Genomic DNA, 23,471 nt, shown 5'->3' with positions numbered 1-23,471 from the left:
AAAAGCAGGAAAGGAAGTAATAAGAATCAGTAACGTTTAAAAAGCAGCAGAAGCCCTTAACTAATTTTTTCATATAAATCTCCTAAAACAAGTAAAAAGAATTTTGAGGCTCTTTGTCGCTCCAAAACAAAGCAGCCTTAGACTACTCATAAAAGAAACCACCTCTGCCAGCTGGAAGGCAGGGGTAGTTTTGTGGTCTGGATGGGGAACTCAAGGTTATTCTTTCTGGCGCTTAGCAAAATCCACAAAGCGAAATTTGTCCAGCTTGTGACGGCTCTCGGTATATTGAAACTGGCGGCCGTCTGCCAGATAGACCTGGGATTTGACAGAGACGACTTGCTGGTCCTTGCCGAGGTCCATGAGAATCTTGTCTCGGTCATTGGCGTGGTCAATGGTAAATTCTTTCTTGGCATAGGCGATGTTGAGCTTTAAGTCATTTTCCAAATAGGCATAAATGGACTGCTCAGCGATTTCCCTTGTCAGGTCAGGGACGATGCCCTTGTCTAAATAGTCAATATCTAATACAGAGGCGACTTGGTCTACAACTCGCTGACGGACGATTCGCCAAACCAGTCGGTAGGGAGGGAAGCCAGTGATGTCGGACAGTTTCTGATCTACGGTAATCTTTTCTAAGCTGACAACATTGGTTTTGGACTGCATATTATTCTGCTTGACTACTTCTTGATAGCTGGTCAGCTTAGACACTGGAAAGTCGAACTGTTCCTGCTTGATGATTTTGGAACCCTGTCCGCGGACCTTTTCAATCAATCCTTCTTCCTGCAACAGAGCCAGAGCCTTGCGCACAGTGTCGCGGCTGACCTGGTAGTCTTCTGTCAGCTGATGCTCGCTGGGTAAGAAGTCTCCGACAGCATAACGCTCGTCTAAAATATCTTTCTCAATCTGTTTGAACAATTGTTTGTATTTCTTCATCATAAACTTCACTTGTTTTCTTTTTTGCATACAACATAGAAAATTTTATCAAAAATGAGGGATATTTTCAACAAACAACTTGCATACATCTTTGAAATCGATTACAATAATTTGTAGAGATGTGTTGAAAAACTAACTCGTAAAAAATATAAGGAGAGTGCTGGATTCTCATTCAGCCAGTAGTCAAATGGGAAAATTTGAGAAGGAAGCCAAGGATCTGCTAGATGCAATCGGCGGCAAAGAGAATGTCACAGCAGTTAGTCACTGCGCAACGCGGATGCGCTTTGTACTTGGAGATGATAAAAAGGCCAATGTCAAGGCTATTGAGGCAATTCCAGTGGTCAAGGGAACTTTCACAAATGCTGGGCAATTCCAAGTCATCATTGGAAATGATGTGCCAATCTTTTATAATGACTTCACTGCTGTATCAGGTATTGAAGGAGTATCAAAAGAAGCAGCCAAGTCTGCTGCCAAGAGCAAGCAAAATCCCCTTCAGCGGGTTATGGCCACTCTGGCGGAAATTTTTACACCCTTGATTCCAGCCTTGATTGTCGGAGGGTTAATCCTTGGCTTCCGCAATGTCCTTGAGGGCGTGCATATTGAAGCTTTGGGTAGAAAGATTGTTGATGGAGTTGCACAAGTAAAAAATGGACAACCGGTTTATAATACAATTGTGGATGTGTCCAAATTCTGGAGCAATGTTAATGACTTTCTTTGGCTGCCGGCACAAGCAGTCTTCCACTTCTTACCAGTGGGGATTACTTGGTCTATCTCCCGTAAGATGGGAACCAGTCAGATTCTTGGGATTGTCTTAGGTATTTGTTTGGTTTCTCCACATTTGCTGAATGCTTATGATGTAGCCAATACCTCTAAAGCTGTGATTGCTAAAGACTACACTTGGTATTTTGGGATACTTGAGTTTCACAAATATGGTTACCAAGGTCAGGTCATTCCGGCTCTCTTGTCTGGTCTGTCTCTCTCTTACTTAGAAATTTTCTGGCGTAAACGGATTCCGGAAGTGATTTCTATGATTTTTGTTCCTTTGCTTTCTCTGCTTCCAGCTTTGATTTTGGCTCACACGATTTTAGGTCCTTTTGGCTGGTGGGTTGGACAAGGAATGTCTAAGTTCGTATTTCTTGGTTTGACAGGATCATTCAAATGGTTGTTTGGTGCAGTATTTGGTGCCCTTTATGCTCCGTTTGTGATTACAGGTCTTCACCATATGACCAATGCGATTGATACACAGTTAGCTAATGATTATGGTGGAACAGCTCTTTGGCCCATGATTGCTCTGTCTAATATTGCTCAAGGTTCAGCTGTATTTGCCTACTATCTCATGCATCGTCGTGATGAAAGAGAGGCACAAATTTCGCTTCCAGCGACCATTTCTGCTTACCTTGGAGTTACTGAGCCGGCTCTCTTTGGGGTCAATGTCAAGTACGTTTACCCATTTGTTGCGGGGATGATTGGTTCGTCTATTGCCGGAGTCTTGTCCCTTAGCTTTAATGTTACAGCAACTGGTATTGGTGTCGGTGGCTTACCAGCCATCCTTTCTATTCAAGCAAACTATTGGCTTCCTTTCCTTCTAGTTATGCTTGTAGCAATCCTTGTACCAATGTTCCTGACTTTCTTCTTCCACAAGACAGGCTTCTTAACGAAGGCAGAGGAAGATCCAGAATTGCAAGCAGAATTTGCAGCTCAGGAAGAGGCAGAATTTGCTGGGCCAACCAAAGCCGAGTCATCTCCAGAGGTGCAAGCAGCTGATTCATCAGCTCCTGTAACGATTACTAGTCCGCTGGCAGGAGAAGTCAAAGAATTGAGTCAGGCAACAGATCCTGTCTTTGCACAAGGTTTGATGGGGCGCGGGGTTGTCATTGTTCCTAGCCAAGGTGAGTTGGTTTCACCAGTTAATGGTAGAATAACAGTCTTCTTCCCAACCAAGCATGCCATCGGCATCTTGTCAGATGAAGGTGTTGAAATCCTGATGCATATCGGAATGGACACTGTTAATCTGGAAGGCAAAGGCTTTGAGGGCTATGTGTCTCAGGGAGATAAGGTCAAGGCAGGCGACAAGCTCATTTCCTTTGATATAGACATGATCAAGAAAGCAGGCTATGTAACAGAAACACCAGTCATCGTTACGAACTCAGACAAGTATCAGGTGGAGGTGCTTGAACAACTTCCTCGGGTAGTTGAGCGAGGAAGTCAGTTGATGAACGTTAAGCCACTTTAAAGAAAAATGAAATGACTTATAGAAAGGGACGGTGCTTTAAAATCTGTCCCTTTTCTCAAAAAAGGAGAAAATATGACACTTGATAAAACAAAGGTTGTCTACCAAATTTATCCAAAATCTTTTAAAGACACAACTGGCAATGGTTTGGGAGATTTTCGAGGGATTATTGAAAAACTTCCCTACTTGAAAGAGCTGGGAGTAGATATGATTTGGCTCAATCCTTTCTATCCGAGTCCGCAGCGGGACAATGGTTATGATATTTCTGACTATACTGCGGTAGACCCTATCTTTGGAGATATGGCAGATTTTGAAGAGATGGTCAAGGTCGGCCAGCAGTATGGTATTGACTTCATGCTAGACATGGTTCTTAACCACTGCTCAATTGAACATGAGTGGTTCCAAAAGGCACTGGCTGGGGATTCCTACTATCAGGATTTCTTTATCCTGCGGGATGAGCCGACGGACTGGCTGTCCAAGTTTGGCGGCAGCGCCTGGGCTCCATTTGGCGATACGGGCAAATATTATCTGCATCTCTATGATGTCACTCAAGCTGATCTTAACTGGCGCAACCCCAATGTTCGTCAAGAGCTCTTTAAAGTGGTGAATTTTTGGCGGGACAAGGGCGTCAAGGGCTTCCGCTTTGATGTCATCAACGTCATCGGAAAAGATGAGGTGCTGTTGGACTGTCCAGAGCAGGAGGGCAAGCCGGCCTATACTGATAAGCCAATCGTGCATGACTATCTGCGTATGATGAATGAAGCGACCTTTGGGCAGGACGATTCCTTTATGACGGTTGGCGAAATGAGCGCTACGACGATTGAAAATTGCATTCTTTACACCGCACCAGACCGGCAGGAGCTATCTATGGCCTTTAATTTCCATCATCTCAAGGTGGACTATGAAGCTGGACAGAAGTGGACTCTTAAGGCCTTTGACTTTGAAGAGTTAAAACGCCTCTTCCATACTTGGGGCAAGGAAATGAGCGATCATGATGGCTGGTCAGCCCTCTTTTGGAACAACCATGATCAGCCGCGAGCTCTCAATCGCTTTGTCGATGTAGAGGATTTCCGCAATGAAGGGGCGACCATGTTGGCAGCCAGTATTCATCTGTCGCGAGGGACGCCTTATATCTACATGGGTGAGGAGATTGGGATGGTGGATCCTGACTACGACTCCATGGAAGTTTATGTGGATGTCGAGTCTCTCAATGCTTACCAGAGTCTGCTTGCTGAAGGTCAATCGCCAGAAGCAGCCTTCAGGATCATCAAGGCTAAATCTCGTGATAATTCTCGGACGCCTATGCAGTGGGATGATTCGGTCAATGCAGGTTTTACAACAGGAACTCCATGGCTGAAGGCGGGCAAATCCTATCCTCTCATCAATGTGGAAAATGAAATCAAGGGACCGATTTTTACCTTTTATCAGAAATTGATTGCCCTGCGTAAGGAACTGCCGATCATTGCAGAAGGAAGCTATCAGCCAGCCTATGAGGACAGTCCCCAGGTCTATGCCTTTGAGCGGGAGTGGCAAGGACAAAAACTTTTAGTCCTTAACAACTTTTATGCTGATCCGATTACGCTGGACATCCTGCCGGATTATCAAAATAGTCGGGTTCTCCTATCCAATTACGGCAAGACTCAGATTGACCATGTGCTGACCCTGCAGCCTTACGAAACCTTGGCTATCTTAGTAGGTGAAAACTAAAGTCTCGAAAGAATCTGGAAAAAATTCCAGATTCTTTTTTCTGTGTTGGGCCAGCCTAGACAAGTATTTTTGTGAACATAGATAAACTAATACAGAATTTTAAGAAAGCCTTTGCAAAATTTGATTCTTTTCTTTATAATAAAAATTAAATAGGATAATATACATTTATACAGAAAAGGAGAAGTTCATGAAAAAACAAGTTTCTTACAAGCAGCTTTTTCCTACAGTGGTCTTGCTAGCTGCTTTTCTGTCCCTGCTTTTTTCTGGCCAACCGGTCGGAGCAGAAGAAGCGGTAAGTTCGTCGACTTCAGATGCGGCAGCTCTCACAGAGAATCCGACTGTAAGCGATGAGTCGGTTGCCAGTCAAGCAGAGAGTTCATCTGCAGAATCGGGAGAGTCAAAGGCAGCTTCTACAGAGGCAGTGGAAAAGGCAGACCAAGCCCCAGCTGCAGCACAAGCCGCGGCTAGCGGACCTGAAGTTGTGCCCAATGTGGGAACCATTCAGGGAGAATCACAAACCTCTCCCTATGAGGACAAAGAGGTTCAAGTTTCCAATGTAGTTGTGACGAAAACAGACCGCTATGGTTTTTATGTTCAAGACCTGACTCCTGATGGAAATAGCAGGACTTCTGATGCTCTTTATGTTGTTTCTAAAGAAAAAGTTGATGTCGGAGACAAACTTAGTCTTGAAGGACGCGTCAAAGAAGGTTATATGGAAGAGCTCAGCGTTCGTCAGGGACAGACTTTTAACAAGCCCAGTGGTAGTTTGACAGTCACCATGCTTGTCGCTTCCAAGGTGACCAAGGAAGGGAAAGCTGACCTACCTGCTCCAGTAGACATCGCGGCTAATATGCCTCAGGATACGGTCGATAACGATATTAATAATTATCAGCCTCAAAGTGAAGCGTTGGACTACTGGGAAAGTTTGGAAGGAATGTTGACGACGGTGAAGAGTCCCCGCGTTTTAGGCCCGCAGTACCGTGGAGATATTTATCTCTTGCCGGAAGGCTACCAAGCCTTACCGCTAAACAATATCGGAGGTCTCAATCTTCGTCCAAACGCTCAAAATACAGCAACCATTCCAGTCTATGTTGGCAATAAATTCATTGCCAAGGCCAAGGATTATTTCAATGGAGATGTGGTCGGAGTCGTGACCTATCGTGGGAAGATTTACAAGTTGGAGCCGACTCAGCTGCCTGATTTGGTGGACGGGGGCTTGCAGAGACAGGTCTCTCCTATCTATCCAAGCGAAGACAAGCTGACTATTGCTTCCTACAATATCGAGAATTTTTCTGCTAATGCTAAAAAAGGTGAAACGCCTGAGGAAAAAGTGACTAGAATCGCTAATTCCTTCATCAATGAAATCCATAGTCCAGATATCATCACGCTCATCGAGGTTCAAGATGAGAATGGCAGTGTCAATGACGGAACGACCAGTGGTGTCAAAAGCGGTGAGAAACTAGCGAGCCGCATCAAAGAATTGGGCGGAAAAACTTATAAGTACACCGAAGTTGCCCCACTTGACGGTCAAGATGGCGGCAAGCCCGGCTCTAATATCCGTGTGGCCTTTCTCTACGATCCAAATCGGGTGAAGTTAGTCGAAAAAGAAGCCGGTACGAGTGACGAAGCGGCTAGCTTCTCCGGTGGTCATCTGGTTAAGAATCCTGCCCGGATTGCTCCAACAAATCCAGCCTTTACAAAGGTTCGTAAATCCTTGGCAGCTGAGTTTGAATTCAAGGGACAGCATATCGTCGTTATCGCCAATCATTTGAAGTCCAAGATTGGGGATGATGCCGTTTATGGCTCCGCTCAGCCAGCAGTTCAGCATACGCAGGCTGCTCGGATAGAGCAGGCTAAAATTTTAAATAGCTTTGTTCAAGAAGGGCTGAGACAAAATCCTAACCTTAAGTTTGTACTGACTGGAGATTTCAATGATTTTGAATTTTCCGAAACAGCTAAAGCACTGGCGGGCAATGAACTGATTAATCTCATGCAGGAGCATGATGCGGCTGACCGTTATTCCTACTTCTACCGCGGCAGCAACCAAAGTTTGGACAACATTTTCATTTCGAAGAACCTGGCAGGCAAGGCAGTCTTTGCGCCTGTCCATATTAATGCCTCTTTCATGGAGGAACATGGCAGAGCTTCAGACCATGATCCAGTAGTGGTTCAGCTGGACTTTTCTAAGGATGTTGCAGCTTCAACATCAGACAGCTCCCAGCCGTCTCAATCAACTGGACAATCTTCTGTAGCAGCAGATCAAGGAGCCCCGTCTCAGACCAATTCTCCATCGTCCAATCAAACTGGACAAGGTCAGACTGCTGGCAGCAAGAAGAAGGGACTCCCGCAGACCGGCCAAAATACCAGTAGCTGGGCAGTCTTGGGATTGACCTTGCTGATGTTTGCTTTTACTCTCAAAAAGAGAAGCAGAAATTAACTAAAATCAATTTAAAAAGTGAAATCAGGGTGGAATAGAGAATCTGCCCTGATTTTTATTTACTATTATATAATAGCAGATCTTAATCAGCTTTCGGCCTAAAGTTTCATCTGTTGTAAAACACTGAAAATGAAACTGAAAAACAGTTTGTTTTCTAAAAAATAGGCAAATTAAGTCTATTTTTGCTTTAATCATGTTATAATGTAGTTAGTTATAAAACGTTTTCAGAGTTAAGAGGTTGCACGATGGTTGAAGAGAAAATTGAAGAAGCAGTTGATTATGGAAAGGTAACGGGCATGGTCCACTCCACCGAAAGTTTTGGAGCTGTTGATGGACCGGGTATCCGTTTTATTGTTTTTTTGCAGGGCTGCCATATGCGCTGCCAGTATTGCCATAATCCGGACACATGGGAGATGGAGACCAACAAATCTCAGCTGCGGACAGTGGATGATGTTTTACAAGAAGCTCTTCGTTATAAGGGTTTCTGGGGCAACAAAGGCGGCATTACCGTCAGCGGAGGAGAAGCCTTGTTGCAGATTGATTTTCTGATTGCCTTCTTTACCAAGGCTAAGGAGCTGGGCATCCACTGTACATTGGATACCTGTGCCCTACCCTTCAGAAATACGCCTCGCTATCTGAAAAAATTTGATAAGCTTATGGCAGTCACCGACCTAGTCCTGCTTGATATCAAGGAGATTAACGAAGAACAGCACAAAATTGTGACCAGCCAGACCAACAAGAATATCTTGGCTTGTGCCAAGTACCTGTCTGACATTGGAAAACCAGTCTGGATCCGTCATGTCTTGGTGCCGGGATTGACCGACCGTGATGATGACCTGATTGAGCTAGGTAAATTTGTAAAGACGCTGAAGAATGTTGATAAGTTTGAAATCCTCCCTTACCATACCATGGGTGAATTCAAATGGCGGGAGCTGGGCATCCCTTACAAGCTGGAAGGGGTTAAGCCTCCAACAGCTGATCGGGTCAAGAATGCCAAGGAGCTCATGCAGACTGAATCTTATACAGAGTATATGAATCGGGTGCATAATAGCTAATCTACTTTGAGTATGAATAAATGGGCTGGTGGGTTGACCAGTCCATTTTTCTTCAGAAAATGTCCTTCTGCTTTTGTGAAATGCCTGTAATTGTGGTAAAATAAATGCAATAAGTTTATATAAAAGAAGAGGTTTATCATGTCTAAAATTTTAGTTTTCGGTCACCAAAATCCTGATTCAGATGCCATTGGTTCATCTTACGCTTTTGCTTACTTGGCTCGTGAAGCTTATGGCTTGGATACAGAAGCTGTTGCTCTGGGTGAGCCTAATGAAGAAACAGCCTTTGTATTGGATTACTTTGGCGTGGCTGCACCGCGCGTGATTACATCTGCCAAGGCAGAAGGGGCTGAGCAAGTCATCCTGACAGACCATAATGAATTCCAGCAGTCTGTGGCAGATATCGCTGAAGTTGAAGTTTATGGCGTGGTGGACCACCACCGTGTTGCTAACTTTGAAACAGCTAGTCCACTTTACATGCGCTTGGAGCCAGTTGGTTCAGCTTCCTCTATTGTTTATCGTATGTTCAAGGAGCAAGGTGTAGCAGTTCCAAAAGAAATTGCAGGATTGATGCTGTCTGGTTTGATCTCTGATACTCTCTTGCTTAAGTCACCAACAACTCATCCAACTGACAAGGTCATTGCACCAGAATTGGCTGAGCTGGCTGGTGTCAACTTGGAAGAGTATGGTTTGGCAATGCTTAAGGCAGGTACAAACTTGGCTAGCAAGTCTGCAGAAGAATTGATTGACATCGATGCGAAAACATTTGAGCTCAACGGAAACAATGTCCGTGTGGCACAGGTCAACACAGTTGATATTGCTGAAGTTTTGGAGCGTCAAGCAGAAATCGAAGCGGCTATTGAAAAAGCAATCGCTGATAATGGTTACTCTGACTTTGTCTTGATGATTACAGACATTATCAACTCAAACTCAGAAATTTTGGCTATCGGAAGCAATATGGACAAGGTCGAAGCAGCCTTTAACTTTGTTCTTGAAAACAACCATGCTTTCCTAGCAGGCGCTGTTTCTCGTAAGAAGCAAGTGGTGCCTCAACTGACAGAAAGCTTTAATGCTTAAAGAGCTTATTTGGTTAAATAAGTTACTAGATGAGGGCTATTCCCCTCATACTTAAAAAGGAGTCTCGGCTCCTTTTTTGATAGGCGAGAGAAATGAAGATTCAAGATTTACAAGACGGAGATTTGATTTTTACAGTCGGATCTTCAGAAATTGCAGCAGCCATTCGGTCAGCAACTGGTTCATATAGCCACGTGGCCATCTTTTTTAATGGTGAGATTTATCATGCAACCCATGAGAATGGTGTTGTCAATCAAGATTTGTCTGATTTTTTACAAGATGAGGATGTTTATGACGTGTACTGCTATCCAGCTATTGAAGCAGAAGCAGTCTTTAAAAGGGCCAAATTACATCTAGGAAAGCCATACAATTTCAGCTTCTATCCGCAGTCCGATGGTTTTTACTGTTCGGAGTATATTGCGGAGATTTTGCCGGTTTTTGATACGATTCCCATGCAGTTTGGCGATGAGGAAAATCTGATTTCTGATTTTTGGCAGGAATATTATCGGGACTTGGGCTTAGTGGTTCCCCTAGGTCAGCCTGGGACGAATCCTAGCCAGTTGGCTCAGTCAAGAAAACTCATCTACAAAGGAGAACTTCATGATTAAAATCATCAATCCCAGTCGTTTGACGCGCCAGCCTTTTTTTCAGGAGCTGATTGATTATTTGGATCGGCATGAGGCAGTGATTCTGCGGGAGATTAAGAGCTCATTTGAGGGCGTGGCTAGTATTGACCGCTCGATAGAGGAGTTTATCAAGGCTGGCTACATCAAGCGGGAGAACAAGCGATATTACCTGACGCTACCTCTTTTGGAAAGTTTGGATGATTTGCGTTTGGATCAGGAAATCTTTATCCGTGATGATAGTCCGCTCTATCAGGAATTGTTGGAGCTACGCTTTGAGACTCAGCTTTCCAATCAGACCAATGCGGCTGTTTTGCTGGAAGAGACAGATTTTCTGCGGGATAAGCTGACCTTGGCAAATTATTTTTACAAGATGCAGCGCCAGTATTCCCTGTCTGAGGCACAAAAGCCCCTCTATGCTGTCTTGGGCGATGTCAATCCAGAGTATGCACTCAAGTATATGACGACCTTTCTTCTCAAGTATGTCCGCAAGGATGAGCTCATGCAGAAGCGGCGGGACATTTTTGTCGATAGCCTAGTAATCTTGGGCTATATCCGGCAAAACGAAGCAGGCAAGTATGAGTTACAGGCCAGCTTTGATAAGGAGAGATTGACTTTCCAGCTGGACTGACCTTCCCATAGAATGAGCAGAATATTTGACCTTTGGAAAGAAAAAACATATACTACTGTAAACGGTATCAGAAACCGTAAAAAAGAACGGAGGCAATCATATGTCACTAGAAAATAAATTCGATGAAGCTAAGGGTGCTGTTAAAGAAGGCGTGGGCAAAGTTACAGGAGATAACAAGACAGAAGCAGAAGGCTTTGTAGAAAAAACAGTTGCCAAAGCCAAAGAAGTTGCTGAAGATGCTAAAGAAGCTGTAGAAGGTGCCGTTGAAGGTATCAAAAACAGCTTGGATAAATAAGAATAGCGAGAAGAGAGTTAAAATTTAACTCTCTTTTTTGTTTCCAATAGCAGCAATAAAAAAGTTTTATAAAATTGTAAATAATAAAAATTTAAGCTTTTCATGCTAAGATAGAAATATAAAAAAGCACCCGAAATGTTGATATAAATTTACAGATCATGAAAGGAAAGATGATGAAACGATTGACACACCTACGCCCCTCAAAGCCTTTGAAAGAGCTGAGGTGGTTTGATATTGCAGTGATTACCCTGCTCATGTTTGGGCAGTTTATTTATCGCTCAACGGAGCTTTATCTAGCTAGCTTTGCACCAGCTTCCAGTACAGGAGCGACTGAAACAGTGACCAATACAGCCACTGAAGGAGCGGCTTTTTCTAGCAATTTCAATTTTCAACTACTGATGCTGGTCTTGACCATTCTTTATCTATTGCTCCGGCGCTTTGACTTTAAGCAGCTTCCTATCCGTCTGAGCTGGTCGGTTCTCCTTTGGACTCCTCTTATTTTTGTAGTGGTAGGGTTCTTTGGTGACATTGTAACGACACTGAGCGGCGAGTACAATTACTTTGATCCAACTCTCTGGTCTTATGTAGATATTCTGGAAATCTTCCGGAAATTTGCTGAACTGACACCTATGGCCATCCTCTACGGACTTCTCAATGGCTTCTATGAAGAATTCTTCTTTCTGGGTCTTATGACCTCTGTTAAGGATAAGTATAAGTGGTGGGCGCTGGCCTACTCTACTATCATTCGGATTTCTTTCCACACCTATCAGGGCATGCTGTGGGCCTTGGTTATCGGAGTGGTGTACGGTCTCTTTTACTATTTCCTTTACAAGTACAAGGTCAAGAACCTCCTGCCTTTCTTTCTCATACACGCCTTGGCGGATATGTTTGGCTCCAGCTTGATGTACGTTCTGATTAAATGGCGTTAATTTTTACAAAACGACAATAAAAAGGCGATATCCACGCCTTTTTTCTTATAAATACTTTTCAGCAAGGGTATAGTCCCCTGGATAGGTTACTTTTTCTCCTTCTACGATTTGGTAAGCATCTGCTCCTTTGCCAGCTAGAATGACGGCATCTCCCTCTCGCTCAGTCAGACTGAGAGCTTTTTTGATGGCTTCTTCACGGTCGGCTATTTTTTCCACTGGATAGGAGATGTAGGATGCGATTTCCTCCGCAATGGCTAGAGGATCTTCATAGTTGGGGTCATCCGCGGTTAAGATAACGGTTAGCTCAGGATGCTGATTGAGTAAGAGACCGAAGTCTTTGCGGCGGCTTTCACCCTTGTTGCCGGTAGCACCCAAGAGGAGGATAATCTTACCCTTCTGGTGTTCCTCTACCACAGACAGCAGGTTGCTCAGGCTGACGCCATTGTGAGCATAATCAACGAAGATTTTGGCACCATTTTTCTGAGTCAGAACTTCCATACGGCCTGGGACTCGGGTTGCGGCAATTCCTTTTTTGATGTCTTCGAGGCTAGCACCCAGTCGTAGACAGGCAAGACCAGCCGCTACTGCATTTTCCTGATTGAAGCGGCCGATGAGCTGGATATCGTAGCGGCCAGCTAATTTACCAGCAGCTTCAAAGCTGAAAGCCTGAGAATCTATGATGGTATTGCTTGAGCCTGCTCCATAGAAATCATGTTCCATAGAAGCGACTTGCTCTTTCACGATTTGGAAATGATCCATGCCGTTATTTACGATAACTGCTCGGCTATTGTCCATCAAGAGCCGCTTATTGTAGAAGTAATCTTCAAAGGTGGGATGCTCGATTGGACCGATATGGTCGGGGCTGATATTGAGAAAGACACCGACATCAAAGGTTAGGCCATAGACCCGTTTCTTGAGATAAGCCTGACTGGAAACTTCCATGATGAGATGAGTCCGACCATTAGCAAGGGCTTGGGCCATCATTTTGATAAGATCCAGACTCTCTGGTGTTGTCAGAGTTGACTTGAAGAAGGTCTCACCATCCAAAGTGGTATTCATAGTCGAGAGTAGGGCAGGACGATGATTTTGGGAAAGTATCTGATAGGCAAAATAGGCTGTAGTTGTCTTACCCTTGGTGCCAGTAAAGGCAAGTAATTTGAGTTTCTTCTCCGGATGGCCGTAAAATTCCATGGCTAAGAGACTCATGGCCTGCTTGACATCGTTGACCAAGAGGACCGGAATGCCCACTTGAAAGTCTGTCTCGCTGATATAAAAGCGCAGGCCAGCTGAGACGGCTTTTTCTAGAAATTCTTTCTTAAAAGCCTCACCCTTGACAAAAAAGAGGGTAGAGGCATCCGCTTCCCTGCTGTCATAGCTGATACTATCGAAAGTCAAGCCGCTGTAAGAGAAGAAGTATTCTCCGTCTTTGACAATATCACGAAAATTATGGTCTTCTTTTAAAATATCTAATACGGTTTCAATTTTAATCATAAATCTATTGTAAACCTTATGGCTGGGTTTTACAAGAGGCAAGGAAAAGTTTATAATAAAAGAAGAATAAATAGAAGAGGTTTTCTATGAGCCAAGAAACAACAAGCCAGCAGCAGCAGATGCTGCGGGGAACTGCCTGGCTAACTGCCAGCAATTTTATCAGTCGTCTTCTGGGTGCCATCTATATCATTCCTTGGTATATCTGGATGGGCAAGCACGGCGCTGAGGCCAACGGCCTTTTTACTATGGGCTACAATATCTATGCCTGGTTTTTACTGATTTCTACAGCCGGCGTGCCAGTGGCAGTGGCCAAGCAGGTAGCTAAGTACAATACCATTGACAAGGAAGAGCATAGCTTTACTCTCATTCGAGAGTTTCTCAAGTTTATGCTGCTTTTGGGAGCTGTCTTTGCAGTGATTATGTACCTGCTCTCACCAGTTTTCGCTTCTATGTCAGGCGGTGGTTCAGACTTGGTTCCAGTCATGCAGAGTCTGTCTCTGGCCGTTTTGATATTCCCATCGATGAGTGTTATCCGAGGTTTTTTCCAAGGTTTTAACAATCTCAAGCCTTATGCCATCAGTCAGATTGCGGAGCAGGTCATTCGGGTTATCTGGATGCTGCTGACAGCCTTTTTCATCATGAAAATCGGTTCTGGCAACTATGTAGAAGCGGTTACCCAGTCTACCTTCGCCGCCTTTATCGGCATGTTGGCTAGCATGGCTGTCTTAGCCTTCTATCTCTGGAAGACAGGTATGCTGACTTCTATCCTTCATAAGCCTGCTAATGCAGGGGAGATTAACGGCCGTGCCCTGCTCTGGGATACCATTCGGGAGGCCATTCCTTTCATTATCACAGGATCTGCCATTCAGCTTTTTCAGATTATTGACCAAGCTACCTTTATCCATGTCATGGGTTGGATTAGCAAGTACAGCAAATCCGAGCTGCTGGTTCAGTTTGCCTATTTCTCAGCCAATCCTAATAAAATTACCATGATTTTAATTGCAGTGGCTACCTCTATCGGCGGTGTCGGGATTCCTCTCTTGACTGAGAACTATGTCAAAGGTGATTTCCGATCGGCTGCACGCTTGGTGCAGGATAATCTCAGCATGCTGATTTTCTTTATCCTGCCAGCAACTATTGGTGCTGTTTTGGTTGCGGAGCCTCTGTATACTGTCTTCTATGGCAAGCCAGATGGCTTAGCACTGGGACTTTTCATCTTTGCTATGCTGCAGACCATTATCCTCAGTCTATATACGGTGTTGGCTCCGATGATTCAGGCCCTCTTCCAAAATCGAAAAGCTATTATTTATTTCCTCTATGGAGTAGGAGTCAAGTTGGTGCTGCAAGTACCCTTGATTTATATTTTTAAAGCTTATGGTCCTCTTCTTGCGACGACAGTTGGCTTGATTATCCCAATCCTGCTCATGTATCAGGAAATTCGCAAGGTAACAGGTCTGAATCCTAAGAATCTCTTTAAACGGAGTCTCCTGTCAGTGATTCTGACAGTTCTGATGACCATCTTTGTCTTGGTGACAGAGCTTCTTATCGGTCTCTTCCTTCATCCAAGCGGTCGGATTTCCAGCTTTGTCTATATCGCTCTGATTGGCGGTATCGGCCTCGCTGTTTATGGCGGACTGGCACTCAAAGTTCGTCTTATGGATCGCTTTATCGGTTCAAAAGCGGCTAGTCTGCGACGACGCTTTCATATCTATTAAAAAGCCACTAGGCTTTTTAATTTTTAGCTTTGCTTTTCTAAAACTTTAACATTATAGTTTCAAACTATAGCTAGCTCTTGAAAAGAAAAAAGAAAAATGTTTTCAAAAGATGTTACAATAGAGGGTGAAATATTAGCGAAGGATTGGAAGGTTAATATGAGTAAGGACATAAAATTAAATACACTACTGGCTCAGGCTGGGGTTAAAAAAGATGAAACAACCGGTGCTTTAACAACACCCCTGCATTTTTCAACGACCTACCAGCACCCTGAGTTTGGCCAGTCAACAGGATATGACTATACTCGAACCAAGAATCCAACAAGGGTTAGCTTGGAAGAGACTCTGGCTGCTACCGAAAGTGCAAATTATGCTCTAGCGACTAGCTCTGGTATGTCGGCTATTGTGCTTGCCTTTAGTGCCTTTCCAGTTGGCAGCAAGGTTTTGGCTGTTCGGGATCTCTATGGCGGCTCTTTCCGCTGGTTTGCTCAGGCTGAAGCAGAAGGGCGCTTTGCCTTTACCTATGCCAATACAGAAGAAGAACTTCTGAATAGTCTAACAGAGGATATAGATATTGTCTATATCGAGACACCGACCAATCCTCTTATGGTAGAGTTTGACATTGCCCGCATTTCCCAAGCAGCTCATGAGCGAGGAGCAGCTGTTATTGTGGACAATACCTTCTATAGTCCTATTTACCAAAGACCGCTGGAGGATGGAGCTGATATAGTTCTGCACTCTGCGACCAAGTATCTGGGTGGGCACAATGATGTCTTGGCTGGAGCCATCATGACTAATGATGCTGCTATTTATGACAAACTTTTCTATAACCTCAACACAACTGGGCCAGTCCTGTCTCCTTTTGACAGCTATCTGCTTTTGCGTGGTCTCAAGACACTTGCTCTCCGCATGGAACGTTCTACTCAGAATGCACAAGAAGTAGTCGCTTTTCTGACGCAGTCTCCTGCGGTAAAAGAAGTTCTCTATCCAGGCAAGGGTGGTATGATTTCCTTTAAAGTTGTGGACGAAGGGAAGATTCCTCATCTCTTAAATAGCCTGAAAGTCTTTACCTTTGCGGAAAGTTTAGGAGGAGTGGAGAGCTTGATTACCTATCCGACGACCCAGACTCACGCAGACATTCCAGTGGAAGTGCGTCATTCTTATGGCTTGACTGATGATTTGCTGCGCCTGTCGATTGGAATTGAGGATAGTCGAGATTTGGTAGACGATTTACGTGCAGCCTTGGAGAATGAATAATATGGGAAGATATAATTTTGAAAAAGCCCCCTGTCGTGTAGGGCATCATACTTATAAATGGAAAGAAGCGGAGAAGGACAAAGAAGTTCTGCCAGCCTGGATTGCAGATATGGATTTTGAAGTCCTGCCTGAAATCCAGCAAGCTGTTCATGATTACGCTAATCAGTTAGTCTATGGCTATACCTATGCTAGTGAAGAGCTAATCAATGCTGTTCTAGATTGGGAGCGGGATGAGCACGACTATACCTTTGATCGGGAAGCCTTGGTATTTATAGAAGGAGTTGTTCCTGCTATTTCGACGGCTATCCAAGCCTTTAGCGAGGAAGGGGATGCCGTTCTCATCAACACTCCTGTGTACCCTCCTTTTGCCCGCAGTGTCAAGCTCAATAATCGTCGGCTTATTACCAATTCTTTGATAGAGCAGGATGGTCTCTTTCAGATTGACTTTGAGCAGTTGGAGCGGGACATTGCAGACAATGAAGTCAAGATTTATGTTTTATGTAATCCTCATAATCCCGGAGGTCGAGTTTGGGAACGGGAAGTGTTAGAGAAAATTGGCCGCCTCTGCCAAAAGTACGGCGTCCTCCTGGTCTCAGACGAAATCCACCAAGACTTGACGCTGTTTGGCCATGAACATCAGTCTTTCAATACTGTTTCGCCTGACTTTAAGGACTTTAGCTTGATTTTAGCCAGTGCAACTAAGACCTTTAATATTGCTGGAACTAAAAATTCCTATGCAGTGATTGAGAATCCAAGCTTACGACATCAGTTTAAGAAACGCCAGCTAGCCAATAACCAGCATGAAATTCCTGGTCTTGGATTTTTAGCGACAGAAGCAGCCTATCGATACGGTTGGTCTTGGTTGATGGAGCTCAAGGAAGTTCTTGAGAAGAATGTGAATTTTGTGGTTGATTATTTTGCCAAGGAAGCACCTCGCGTACGGGTCATGAAGCCTCAAGGGACCTATCTGATTTGGCTGGACTTTTCAGATTATGGCCTGACAGATGACCAGCTCTTCCAGCTGCTGCGAGAAGAGGCAAAGGTCGTCCTGAATAGAGGAAGTGATTTTGGTCAAGAAGGCAAAGGCCATGCCCGCCTAAATGTTGCTGCTCCAGAGACCATGGTTGAAGAAATCTGCTCCCGTATTGCAGAGGTACTGCCAAAATAAATCAAAAATTTTTTGAAATTTGTTTCAAGTGAGAAAAATGATTGACAATCCTTTGAAAGAGGAGTATAGTAATAGTGGAAAATCGGTAGGTGAGGCTACCATAAGGATACGGATGACTACCGCAAAGCAGTGGAGACACTACTCGTTGGTCAACAGTCTTGATCGCCAAGGTCAAGACTAAGCTCATTTCATCGCCTTATGGAGTTGAAGCTTGAACGGTAAATGCTTGCTTTATCTGTGCATAAAACAATGAAGCGAATAACCTGACATGCAAACAACCCTGCCGAGAAATTGGCAGGGTATTCTTTTTTGCTGAAAATATTTCAAGAGAGTAAATAGTTGATTGGCCTGCCTCTTAAGAAAAAAGAAGGAGGAATAGTGATGAAATTTTGGTATTCTAGTACCAGTCCTTTTGCGCGTAAAGTATATGTTACAATTTTACATCATCATTTAGAGGAGCAAGTGGATATTCAGAAAGTTCAGGTGGCTTTTGATAGAAATTCACCGCACAATCAAGATAATCCTTTAGGTAGAATTCCTGCTTTTCAAGCTTCCAGTGGAGAATGGTTATATGGTAGTGATTTAATTTCTCAATATTTAGACGAACTAGGTCAGGAAGTCTCACTTTTCCCCAATGGAATGGATAAATGGCATGTTTTAAATATACTGTCCATTGCTGAAGGAATTTTGGAAAATACAATGCCGATTGTTGCGGAAAAATTTTTCCATGAAAAAGAACATTGGTGGAAAGACAGACATCAGCAAATTGAAGAGAGAAATATACGGAGTTTGTCTTTGTTAGAGAAACTGGCTACTGAGCAGGGGCTCTCTTTAAATATTGCAACAATCCAAGTAGTTGCTCTTGTAGATTGGTGGAATTTACGTGAAGAAGTTATTGGATTTTCTTTAAAAGAAAATTTTCCAGAATTGCAAGATTGGACACAGAAGATGAATGCCACTTTTGACGTCTTGCAGGCATCTTGGGACTTTTAATTGTTTTTATAAATTAAGAAAGGAGACACGCGATGCAAATTGACGATTATCCGGAACCGCACATACACAGCCAATCGCTGATTTGTGTCGTTCTGTCCTTATAAAGTGATTGGTCCCTGTGTATGAAAATTATCAATCATACATCAAGGAGAAACCAATGAAAACAGTAAAAGAAAGATTAGTTGCTGCTCTGCAGCTTCCTGTAAAAGAAACTCTGGCTTTTTACAAGAGTTCTTTTCGCGGCCTGACAGAAGAGCAGGTCGAAGAAAATCGTGACCTCTATGGTGAAAATATCATCACAAAGGGTCAGGAAGACTCTATTCTAAAGAAAATTTACGAGTCTATCATTAACCCCTTTACAGTCATCTTATTGGTGATTGCCCTCGTGTCCTTAGTGACCAATGTTTGGCTGGCTAAGCCTGGTGAGGAAGATCCGACGACTTCCATCATCATTGTTGTTCTGGTGCTGATTTCTGGAGGCATTCGTTTTGTTCAGGAATTGCGGAGCGACCGCGCTGCTAGCAATCTGTCTCGGCTGATTGTCAACACGGCTACGGTTATCCGTGAAGGAGCAGAGCAGGAACTTCCGATTGATGAGCTTGTTGTAGGAGACATCATCAAGCTTAGTGCCGGAGACATGATTCCTGCAGATGTCTTGCTGCTGGACTCGCGTGATTTCTTTGTTCAGCAGTCTGGACTAACAGGTGAAAGTGATGCGGTAGAAAAGGTGTGCCTAGCCAAGTCAGATGAACAAAAACTTGATAGCCTTTTAGAAACAGAGTCGCTGGCCTTTATGGGAACAAACGTTATTTCCGGAAGAGCTACAGCTCTGGTGCTGGTGGTTGGCGATGAGACCATGATGGGAGCCATTGAGCAGACGCTGAACACCTACGATGAGCCGACCTCTTTTGAGCGCGAGATGAATAGCATTTCCTGGCTCTTGATTCGTCTGATGCTCGTCATGGTTCCAGTCGTGTTCTTCATCAACGGTCTGACAGACGGCGACTGGCTGGAAGCAGGTGTCTTTGCCCTCAGTGTTGGGGTCGGCCTGACTCCAGAAATGCTGCCTATGATTATCACAGCGAGCCTGGCTAAAGGTTCTATTATCATGGCTCAGGAAAAGGTCGTGATTAAGAAGCTGAATGCCATCCAAGACCTAGGAGCTATTGATATCCTTTGTACGGATAAGACGGGCACACTGACCCAAGACGAGATTGTGTTAGAATACCCGCTGGATATTCATGGAGATTTGGACTTAGCAGTGCTCCGTCGTGCTTTTCTCAATTCCTACTATCAAACTGGTCTCAAAAATCTTATGGACCGGGCCATTATCAATCGGACGGAGAAAGAAGCAGAAAAGCATGAGATTGTCCGTAATCTAGACCAAACCTTTAAGAAAATTGATGAACTGCCCTTTGATTTCGAGCGTCGTCGTATGAGTGTCATCGTCAAGGATGATGAGGATGTTATCAGCATGGTGACCAAGGGGGCCTTGGAGGAAATGCTGGCTATCTCTAGCCATGTAGAATACAAGAAACGCATTACAGTACTGACTGAGGAGATTCGTCAGGAAATCCTTGCGGAAGTAGCTCAACTCAATGAGCAAGGGCTGCGTGTGCTTGGTGTTAGCTACAAGTCAGACTTAGAAGAAGATTACGACTATGAAGTCAAGGATGAATCTAACATGATTTTGACGGGCTATCTGGCCTTTCTAGATCCACCTAAGTCATCTGCGGCTCCAGCTATTGAAATCTTGGCTGAGTACGGCGTTGCTACTAAGATTTTGACCGGTGATAATGATAAGGTGACCCAGGCAGTTTGTGAAAAGGTTGGGTTAGATGTATATAATATCTTACTAGGTGTAGAGGTGGATGCCTTATCTGATGAAGAATTGAGTCAGGCAGTGGAGCATACAACGGTTTTTGCCAAGCTCTCACCTGACCAAAAAGCTCGGATCATTCTCCAACTCAAGGCTAATGGCCACAAGGTTGGCTACATGGGTGATGGTATCAATGATGCACCTTCTATGAAGGTAGCAGATGTGGGTATTTCTGTTGATACAGCTGTCGATATTGCCAAGGAAACAGCAGATGTCATTCTGCTGGACAAGGACCTTATGGTTCTGGAGAAAGGGCTGGTAGAAGGGCGCAAGGTCTATGCCAACATGACCAAGTACATTAAGATGACGGTCAGTTCCAATTTTGGGAATATCTTTTCTCTCCTCTTTGCCAGTATCTTTTTGCCATTTCTTCCTATGGCACCAGTTCATCTGATTGTCCTCAATCTAGTTTATGACTTGTCTTGTATAGCTCTGCCCTTCGATAACGTTGACAGTGAATTTCTCAAGAAACCACGGATTTGGTCTGCTAACTCTATTACCCGCTTTATGGCTTGGATTGGTCCTATCTCATCCGTTTTTGATGTTTTGACCTATTTGTTGCTCTACTTTATTATCGTACCTATGATAACAGGTGGCAACTATCAAGCTGGTAGTGGGCAAGCAGAAACCTTTATCACTCTTTTTCAAACAGGCTGGTTCGTTGAGTCCATATGGACCCAGACCATGGTTATCTACATGCTGCGCTCACCTAAGCTGCCATTTGTGCAAAGCCGTCCTGCTTTGTCTGTCATTGTGACGACCATGGCAGCAGCCCTCTTTGTTACTTCCCTGCCATACAGCCTCTTTGCGTCAGTTCTGAAGACGGCTCCGCTGAACGGCACTTATTTCCTTTTCCTCCTCTTGATTATTGCGCTTTATATGGTTAGTGTAACCCTTGTTAAACACCTTTATATCAAGCGCTATAGAGAATGGCTATGACAGAACTATCTTGGTCATTGAGTTTGAAGAGTATCGCGATGAAAAGCAAACTAAAAGACTATATCTAAAAAGAGCCTGGGCAAAAAGTCCAGGCTTTTGAATCTAAATTAGAAAAAATAGATGATACAGTGGTTGATTGACATCTTCCGTCGCTTTTTAAGTTCCAAAGATGACCGAATCAACTGTGCGGGAGTGAGAAGATGAATTTTTTTAACTTGTTTGAAGTTCTTTCCCACTCCCTTTTCTTATTGTGCTGTATTTTTAAAGTCAAGTCTGGAAAGGATGTTAAGAAAATACCGAGCCATTGCTTCAGGTGTTTCAGGCTTTTCTTTTCCAAGCCATATCCATAAAGCATTGCAATAACCCCCGATAAAAAATCGTAAGGAGTAGATGCCTTCATTCAAATCATCACTGTCATAAAACTTTTCAGAAATAGCCTGAGCATTATCATTCCAATGTGCAATAAAGGGTTCGAATAATTGATTGTCAATCACTAATTTCAAGGATTTTCGCTTGCTATACCAGAATTTAAATGAAGCCAACAAAGCTTGATAGGGGTCTTTCTCAGTGATAAGCGTTTCTTTTTGTATCAAGTATTCCTGCATTAATTGTCTGAAATAAAAGTGGAGGAGGTGGTTTTTATTGCGAAAATGTCGATAGAAAGTGCGACGAGAGATTTGGGATTGGCTGAGAATATCGTTTACTGAGATAGAGCTATAAGGTTTTACTTTTAACAGTGCTAATAAGGCATTGCTTAAGATTTGCTGGGTTTCTTGAACTTGGAGTTGTTTACCATCCATATGATTTCTCCTTAAGGTGAACTAAAGTATACATAAGTCTTGAAAAGTATCTCTTGTTTCAAAATAGGGGCTATGCTTTGCATTTGCACTCCTGCTTCGCTATAATCAAACTGATAATTGGATACAAGTATATCCTAATATCAAAAAAACTTCAAGAAGGGGTCAGCGATGGCGAAACTAAGACGATTAGGACAGAGTGATTTATATTTATCTCCACTAGGTTTGGGGACCTGGCAGTTTGGAAATGATACCAGAATTATTTGGAACAAGGTAGATGGACATCTGGTTCGAGACATTTTAGACTATAGCTTGAATCACGGAATCAACTGGCTAGACACAGCTGAGATTTATGGGCGAGGCACTTCAGAATCATTCCTTGGCCAAGAAATCACGAATCTCATAAAAGAGAAACGTATCCATGAGGCTCCAGCTCTTGCGACGAAATGGTTTCCTCTTTTAAGGAGTGCTCGGACCATCGATGGAGCAGTTTCTCAACAATTAAAACGCTTAAGGACAGCATCGATTGATTTATACCAGATTCATCAGCCAACGTCCATCTCTTCCCTGCACGAGCAGATAAAGGTTTTGGCAGATTTATTGCATCAGCATAAGATTAAAAATATCGGCGTTAGTAATTTCACGGCTAAGCAGATGATAAAGGCAGACGAACTGCTGAAGGACTATGGGCTTCGTCTGGTATCGAATCAAGTCAAGTACAATCTATTAGATAGGCATATTGAACGAAAGGGAGTGCTAGATGCAGCCAAGGAAAGGGGGATTTCTCTGATAGCTTATTCCCCTCTGCGTCAAGGCTATTTGACTGGACGTTTTCATGACAATCCTGATTTGATTAATCAAGTAGGCCTGCCAAGAAAACTGGGGTCTAGGATGAGCAAGAGAAATATTGAGGAGACGCGCCCGCTCATAGAGCTTTTAAGAAAAATTGGCCAAAATTATGAAAAAACACCTGCACAAGTTGCCTTAAATTGGCTGATTCATGCTCATGGGGACACAGTGCTGGCTATCCCAGGAGCTAGCAAATTAAGCCAGGCACAGAGTAATGTTCAGGCCCAAGATTTCTGTCTGAGTCAAACTGAAATAGACCAGTTAGATAGTTTATCAAGACAAGTAGCCATTTGGTAAAAGAGCAGCAGATAGAAGGGATGAGGGTGTTGTTTGCTGTTAAGTCCGATAGGCTGAAGGCTCATAGGCTTTTCAATTTCTGACTGAGACCAGAGAGAGTTTTCGACCATTTCACTACTAAGAGATTAACATAGTTCTATTTTTTAAAGAGGTTTGCTTATAGCAAGCCTTTTCACACTTT

The 23,471-nt window shown here is 43.6% G+C and carries 18 protein-coding genes and 1 riboswitch; of the genes, 15 read left to right on the top strand and 3 right to left on the bottom strand.

Going from position 1 to position 23,471, the window contains the following annotated elements:
• Nucleotides 1-216: 216 nt before the first annotated feature.
• The gene (gene treR, locus J1C77_RS08840) at nucleotides 217-930 is read right to left on the bottom strand and encodes a trehalose operon repressor (RefSeq protein WP_032909640.1); all 714 of its coding nucleotides are present in this window, start codon (nucleotides 928-930) and stop codon (nucleotides 217-219) included.
• 187 nt (nucleotides 931-1,117) lie between these two features.
• On the opposite strand from treR, the gene treP reads away from it, so the two are divergent.
• The 9 genes from treP (at nucleotide 1,118) to J1C77_RS08795 (ending at nucleotide 11,908) form a co-directional block, all read left to right on the top strand.
• The gene (treP, locus tag J1C77_RS08835) at nucleotides 1,118-3,163 is read left to right on the top strand and encodes a PTS system trehalose-specific EIIBC component (RefSeq protein WP_002920590.1); all 2,046 of its coding nucleotides are present in this window, start codon (nucleotides 1,118-1,120) and stop codon (nucleotides 3,161-3,163) included.
• 72 nt (nucleotides 3,164-3,235) lie between these two features.
• Nucleotides 3,236-4,867, top strand: a complete 1,632-nt coding sequence (treC, locus tag J1C77_RS08830) for an alpha,alpha-phosphotrehalase (RefSeq protein ID WP_002920592.1) — start codon at nucleotides 3,236-3,238, stop codon at nucleotides 4,865-4,867.
• 187 nt (nucleotides 4,868-5,054) lie between these two features.
• Entirely contained in the window at nucleotides 5,055-7,304 is a 2,250-nt protein-coding gene (locus tag J1C77_RS08825; RefSeq protein WP_002920593.1) for an endonuclease/exonuclease/phosphatase family protein, read from the top strand.
• A gap of 245 nt (nucleotides 7,305-7,549) precedes the next feature.
• Nucleotides 7,550-8,359 carry a pyruvate formate-lyase-activating protein gene (gene pflA / locus J1C77_RS08820; RefSeq protein ID WP_002894645.1) on the top strand — a complete coding sequence of 270 codons (810 nt, stop codon included), beginning with the start codon at nucleotides 7,550-7,552 and terminating at the stop codon, nucleotides 8,357-8,359.
• Nucleotides 8,360-8,497: 138 nt separating this feature from the next.
• Entirely contained in the window at nucleotides 8,498-9,433 is a 936-nt protein-coding gene (locus tag J1C77_RS08815; RefSeq protein ID WP_002920597.1) for a manganese-dependent inorganic pyrophosphatase, read from the top strand.
• A gap of 92 nt (nucleotides 9,434-9,525) precedes the next feature.
• A complete protein-coding gene (locus J1C77_RS08810; protein WP_002920598.1) occupies nucleotides 9,526-10,038 on the top strand; it encodes a YiiX/YebB-like N1pC/P60 family cysteine hydrolase in 513 nt (170 codons plus the stop codon).
• On the top strand, nucleotides 10,031-10,684 hold the full coding sequence (locus J1C77_RS08805; RefSeq protein WP_002920599.1) for a DUF1803 domain-containing protein: 654 nt from the start codon (nucleotides 10,031-10,033) through the stop codon (nucleotides 10,682-10,684). Before J1C77_RS08810 ends, J1C77_RS08805 begins: the two co-directional genes overlap by 8 nt.
• Nucleotides 10,685-10,784: 100 nt before the next feature.
• Complete coding sequence (locus J1C77_RS08800; protein WP_049548017.1) at nucleotides 10,785-10,979, top strand: CsbD family protein; 195 nt, start codon at nucleotides 10,785-10,787, stop codon at nucleotides 10,977-10,979.
• Between the two features lie 170 nt (nucleotides 10,980-11,149).
• Nucleotides 11,150-11,908, top strand: coding sequence for a CPBP family intramembrane glutamic endopeptidase (locus J1C77_RS08795; RefSeq protein ID WP_173361593.1), 759 nt, complete (start codon nucleotides 11,150-11,152; stop codon nucleotides 11,906-11,908).
• A gap of 45 nt (nucleotides 11,909-11,953) precedes the next feature.
• Here J1C77_RS08795 and J1C77_RS08790 read toward each other — a convergent pair whose 3' ends face one another.
• Complete coding sequence (locus J1C77_RS08790; RefSeq protein ID WP_002920602.1) at nucleotides 11,954-13,399, bottom strand: UDP-N-acetylmuramoyl-L-alanyl-D-glutamate--L-lysine ligase; 1,446 nt, start codon at nucleotides 13,397-13,399, stop codon at nucleotides 11,954-11,956.
• An 86-nt stretch (nucleotides 13,400-13,485) separates the two neighbouring features.
• Here J1C77_RS08790 and J1C77_RS08785 point away from each other — a divergent pair, with 86 nt between their 5' ends.
• The 5 genes from J1C77_RS08785 (at nucleotide 13,486) to mgtA (ending at nucleotide 21,347) form a co-directional block, all read left to right on the top strand.
• On the top strand, nucleotides 13,486-15,114 hold the full coding sequence (locus tag J1C77_RS08785) for a putative polysaccharide biosynthesis protein (protein WP_002920603.1): 1,629 nt from the start codon (nucleotides 13,486-13,488) through the stop codon (nucleotides 15,112-15,114).
• A gap of 96 nt (nucleotides 15,115-15,210) precedes the next feature.
• Entirely contained in the window at nucleotides 15,211-16,368 is a 1,158-nt protein-coding gene (locus J1C77_RS08780) for a cystathionine gamma-synthase (RefSeq protein WP_002920604.1), read from the top strand.
• A gap of 1 nt (nucleotide 16,369) precedes the next feature.
• Nucleotides 16,370-17,536 (top strand): MalY/PatB family protein, encoded by a 1,167-nt coding sequence (locus tag J1C77_RS08775; RefSeq protein WP_042762753.1) that lies wholly within the window; start codon nucleotides 16,370-16,372, stop codon nucleotides 17,534-17,536.
• Nucleotides 17,537-17,610: 74 nt separating this feature from the next.
• A riboswitch (M-box (ykoK) riboswitch) is annotated at nucleotides 17,611-17,767 on the top strand.
• A gap of 150 nt (nucleotides 17,768-17,917) precedes the next feature.
• Nucleotides 17,918-18,529: a glutathione S-transferase family protein gene (locus J1C77_RS08770; protein WP_032912400.1), complete on the top strand. Its 612-nt coding sequence runs from the start codon at nucleotides 17,918-17,920 to the stop codon at nucleotides 18,527-18,529.
• 157 nt (nucleotides 18,530-18,686) lie between these two features.
• On the top strand, nucleotides 18,687-21,347 hold the full coding sequence (gene mgtA / locus J1C77_RS08765) for a magnesium-translocating P-type ATPase (RefSeq protein WP_002920608.1): 2,661 nt from the start codon (nucleotides 18,687-18,689) through the stop codon (nucleotides 21,345-21,347).
• A 245-nt stretch (nucleotides 21,348-21,592) separates the two neighbouring features.
• Here the strand turns inward: mgtA and J1C77_RS08760 are convergent, their stop codons facing one another.
• Nucleotides 21,593-22,147, bottom strand: coding sequence for a TetR/AcrR family transcriptional regulator (locus tag J1C77_RS08760; RefSeq protein WP_002920611.1), 555 nt, complete (start codon nucleotides 22,145-22,147; stop codon nucleotides 21,593-21,595).
• A gap of 168 nt (nucleotides 22,148-22,315) precedes the next feature.
• Here J1C77_RS08760 and J1C77_RS08755 point away from each other — a divergent pair, with 168 nt between their 5' ends.
• Nucleotides 22,316-23,290, top strand: coding sequence for an aldo/keto reductase (locus tag J1C77_RS08755; RefSeq protein ID WP_002920612.1), 975 nt, complete (start codon nucleotides 22,316-22,318; stop codon nucleotides 23,288-23,290).
• Nucleotides 23,291-23,471: the final 181 nt, after the last annotated feature.

Source organism: Streptococcus sanguinis (assembly GCF_050223295.1).
Taxonomy (GTDB): Bacteria; Bacillota; Bacilli; order Lactobacillales; family Streptococcaceae; genus Streptococcus; species Streptococcus sanguinis_X.
Note: the sequence above shows the minus strand (reverse complement) of the source record. Positions and strands in the feature narration are given on the sequence as shown.

What these genes read in the sequence shown, in the direction of transcription:
- J1C77_RS08825 (WP_002920593.1), top strand. Translation starts at nt 5,055, where the DNA reads ATGAAAAAACAAGTTTCTTACAAGCAGCTTTTTCCTACAGTGGTCTTG.
- J1C77_RS08770 (WP_032912400.1), top strand. Translation starts at nt 17,918, where the DNA reads ATGAAATTTTGGTATTCTAGTACCAGTCCTTTTGCGCGTAAAGTATAT.
- J1C77_RS08780 (WP_002920604.1), top strand. Translation starts at nt 15,211, where the DNA reads ATGTTTTCAAAAGATGTTACAATAGAGGGTGAAATATTAGCGAAGGAT.
- J1C77_RS08810 (WP_002920598.1), top strand. Translation starts at nt 9,526, where the DNA reads ATGAAGATTCAAGATTTACAAGACGGAGATTTGATTTTTACAGTCGGA.
- pflA (WP_002894645.1), top strand. Translation starts at nt 7,550, where the DNA reads ATGGTTGAAGAGAAAATTGAAGAAGCAGTTGATTATGGAAAGGTAACG.
- J1C77_RS08795 (WP_173361593.1), top strand. Translation starts at nt 11,150, where the DNA reads ATGATGAAACGATTGACACACCTACGCCCCTCAAAGCCTTTGAAAGAG.
- J1C77_RS08805 (WP_002920599.1), top strand. Translation starts at nt 10,031, where the DNA reads ATGATTAAAATCATCAATCCCAGTCGTTTGACGCGCCAGCCTTTTTTT.
- J1C77_RS08800 (WP_049548017.1), top strand. Translation starts at nt 10,785, where the DNA reads ATGTCACTAGAAAATAAATTCGATGAAGCTAAGGGTGCTGTTAAAGAA.
- J1C77_RS08785 (WP_002920603.1), top strand. Translation starts at nt 13,486, where the DNA reads ATGAGCCAAGAAACAACAAGCCAGCAGCAGCAGATGCTGCGGGGAACT.
- J1C77_RS08790 (WP_002920602.1), bottom strand. Translation starts at nt 13,399, where the DNA reads ATGATTAAAATTGAAACCGTATTAGATATTTTAAAAGAAGACCATAAT.
- J1C77_RS08760 (WP_002920611.1), bottom strand. Translation starts at nt 22,147, where the DNA reads ATGGATGGTAAACAACTCCAAGTTCAAGAAACCCAGCAAATCTTAAGC.
- treP (WP_002920590.1), top strand. Translation starts at nt 1,118, where the DNA reads ATGGGAAAATTTGAGAAGGAAGCCAAGGATCTGCTAGATGCAATCGGC.
- treC (WP_002920592.1), top strand. Translation starts at nt 3,236, where the DNA reads ATGACACTTGATAAAACAAAGGTTGTCTACCAAATTTATCCAAAATCT.
- J1C77_RS08815 (WP_002920597.1), top strand. Translation starts at nt 8,498, where the DNA reads ATGTCTAAAATTTTAGTTTTCGGTCACCAAAATCCTGATTCAGATGCC.
- treR (WP_032909640.1), bottom strand. Translation starts at nt 930, where the DNA reads ATGAAGAAATACAAACAATTGTTCAAACAGATTGAGAAAGATATTTTA.
- mgtA (WP_002920608.1), top strand. Translation starts at nt 18,687, where the DNA reads ATGAAAACAGTAAAAGAAAGATTAGTTGCTGCTCTGCAGCTTCCTGTA.
- J1C77_RS08755 (WP_002920612.1), top strand. Translation starts at nt 22,316, where the DNA reads ATGGCGAAACTAAGACGATTAGGACAGAGTGATTTATATTTATCTCCA.
- J1C77_RS08775 (WP_042762753.1), top strand. Translation starts at nt 16,370, where the DNA reads ATGGGAAGATATAATTTTGAAAAAGCCCCCTGTCGTGTAGGGCATCAT.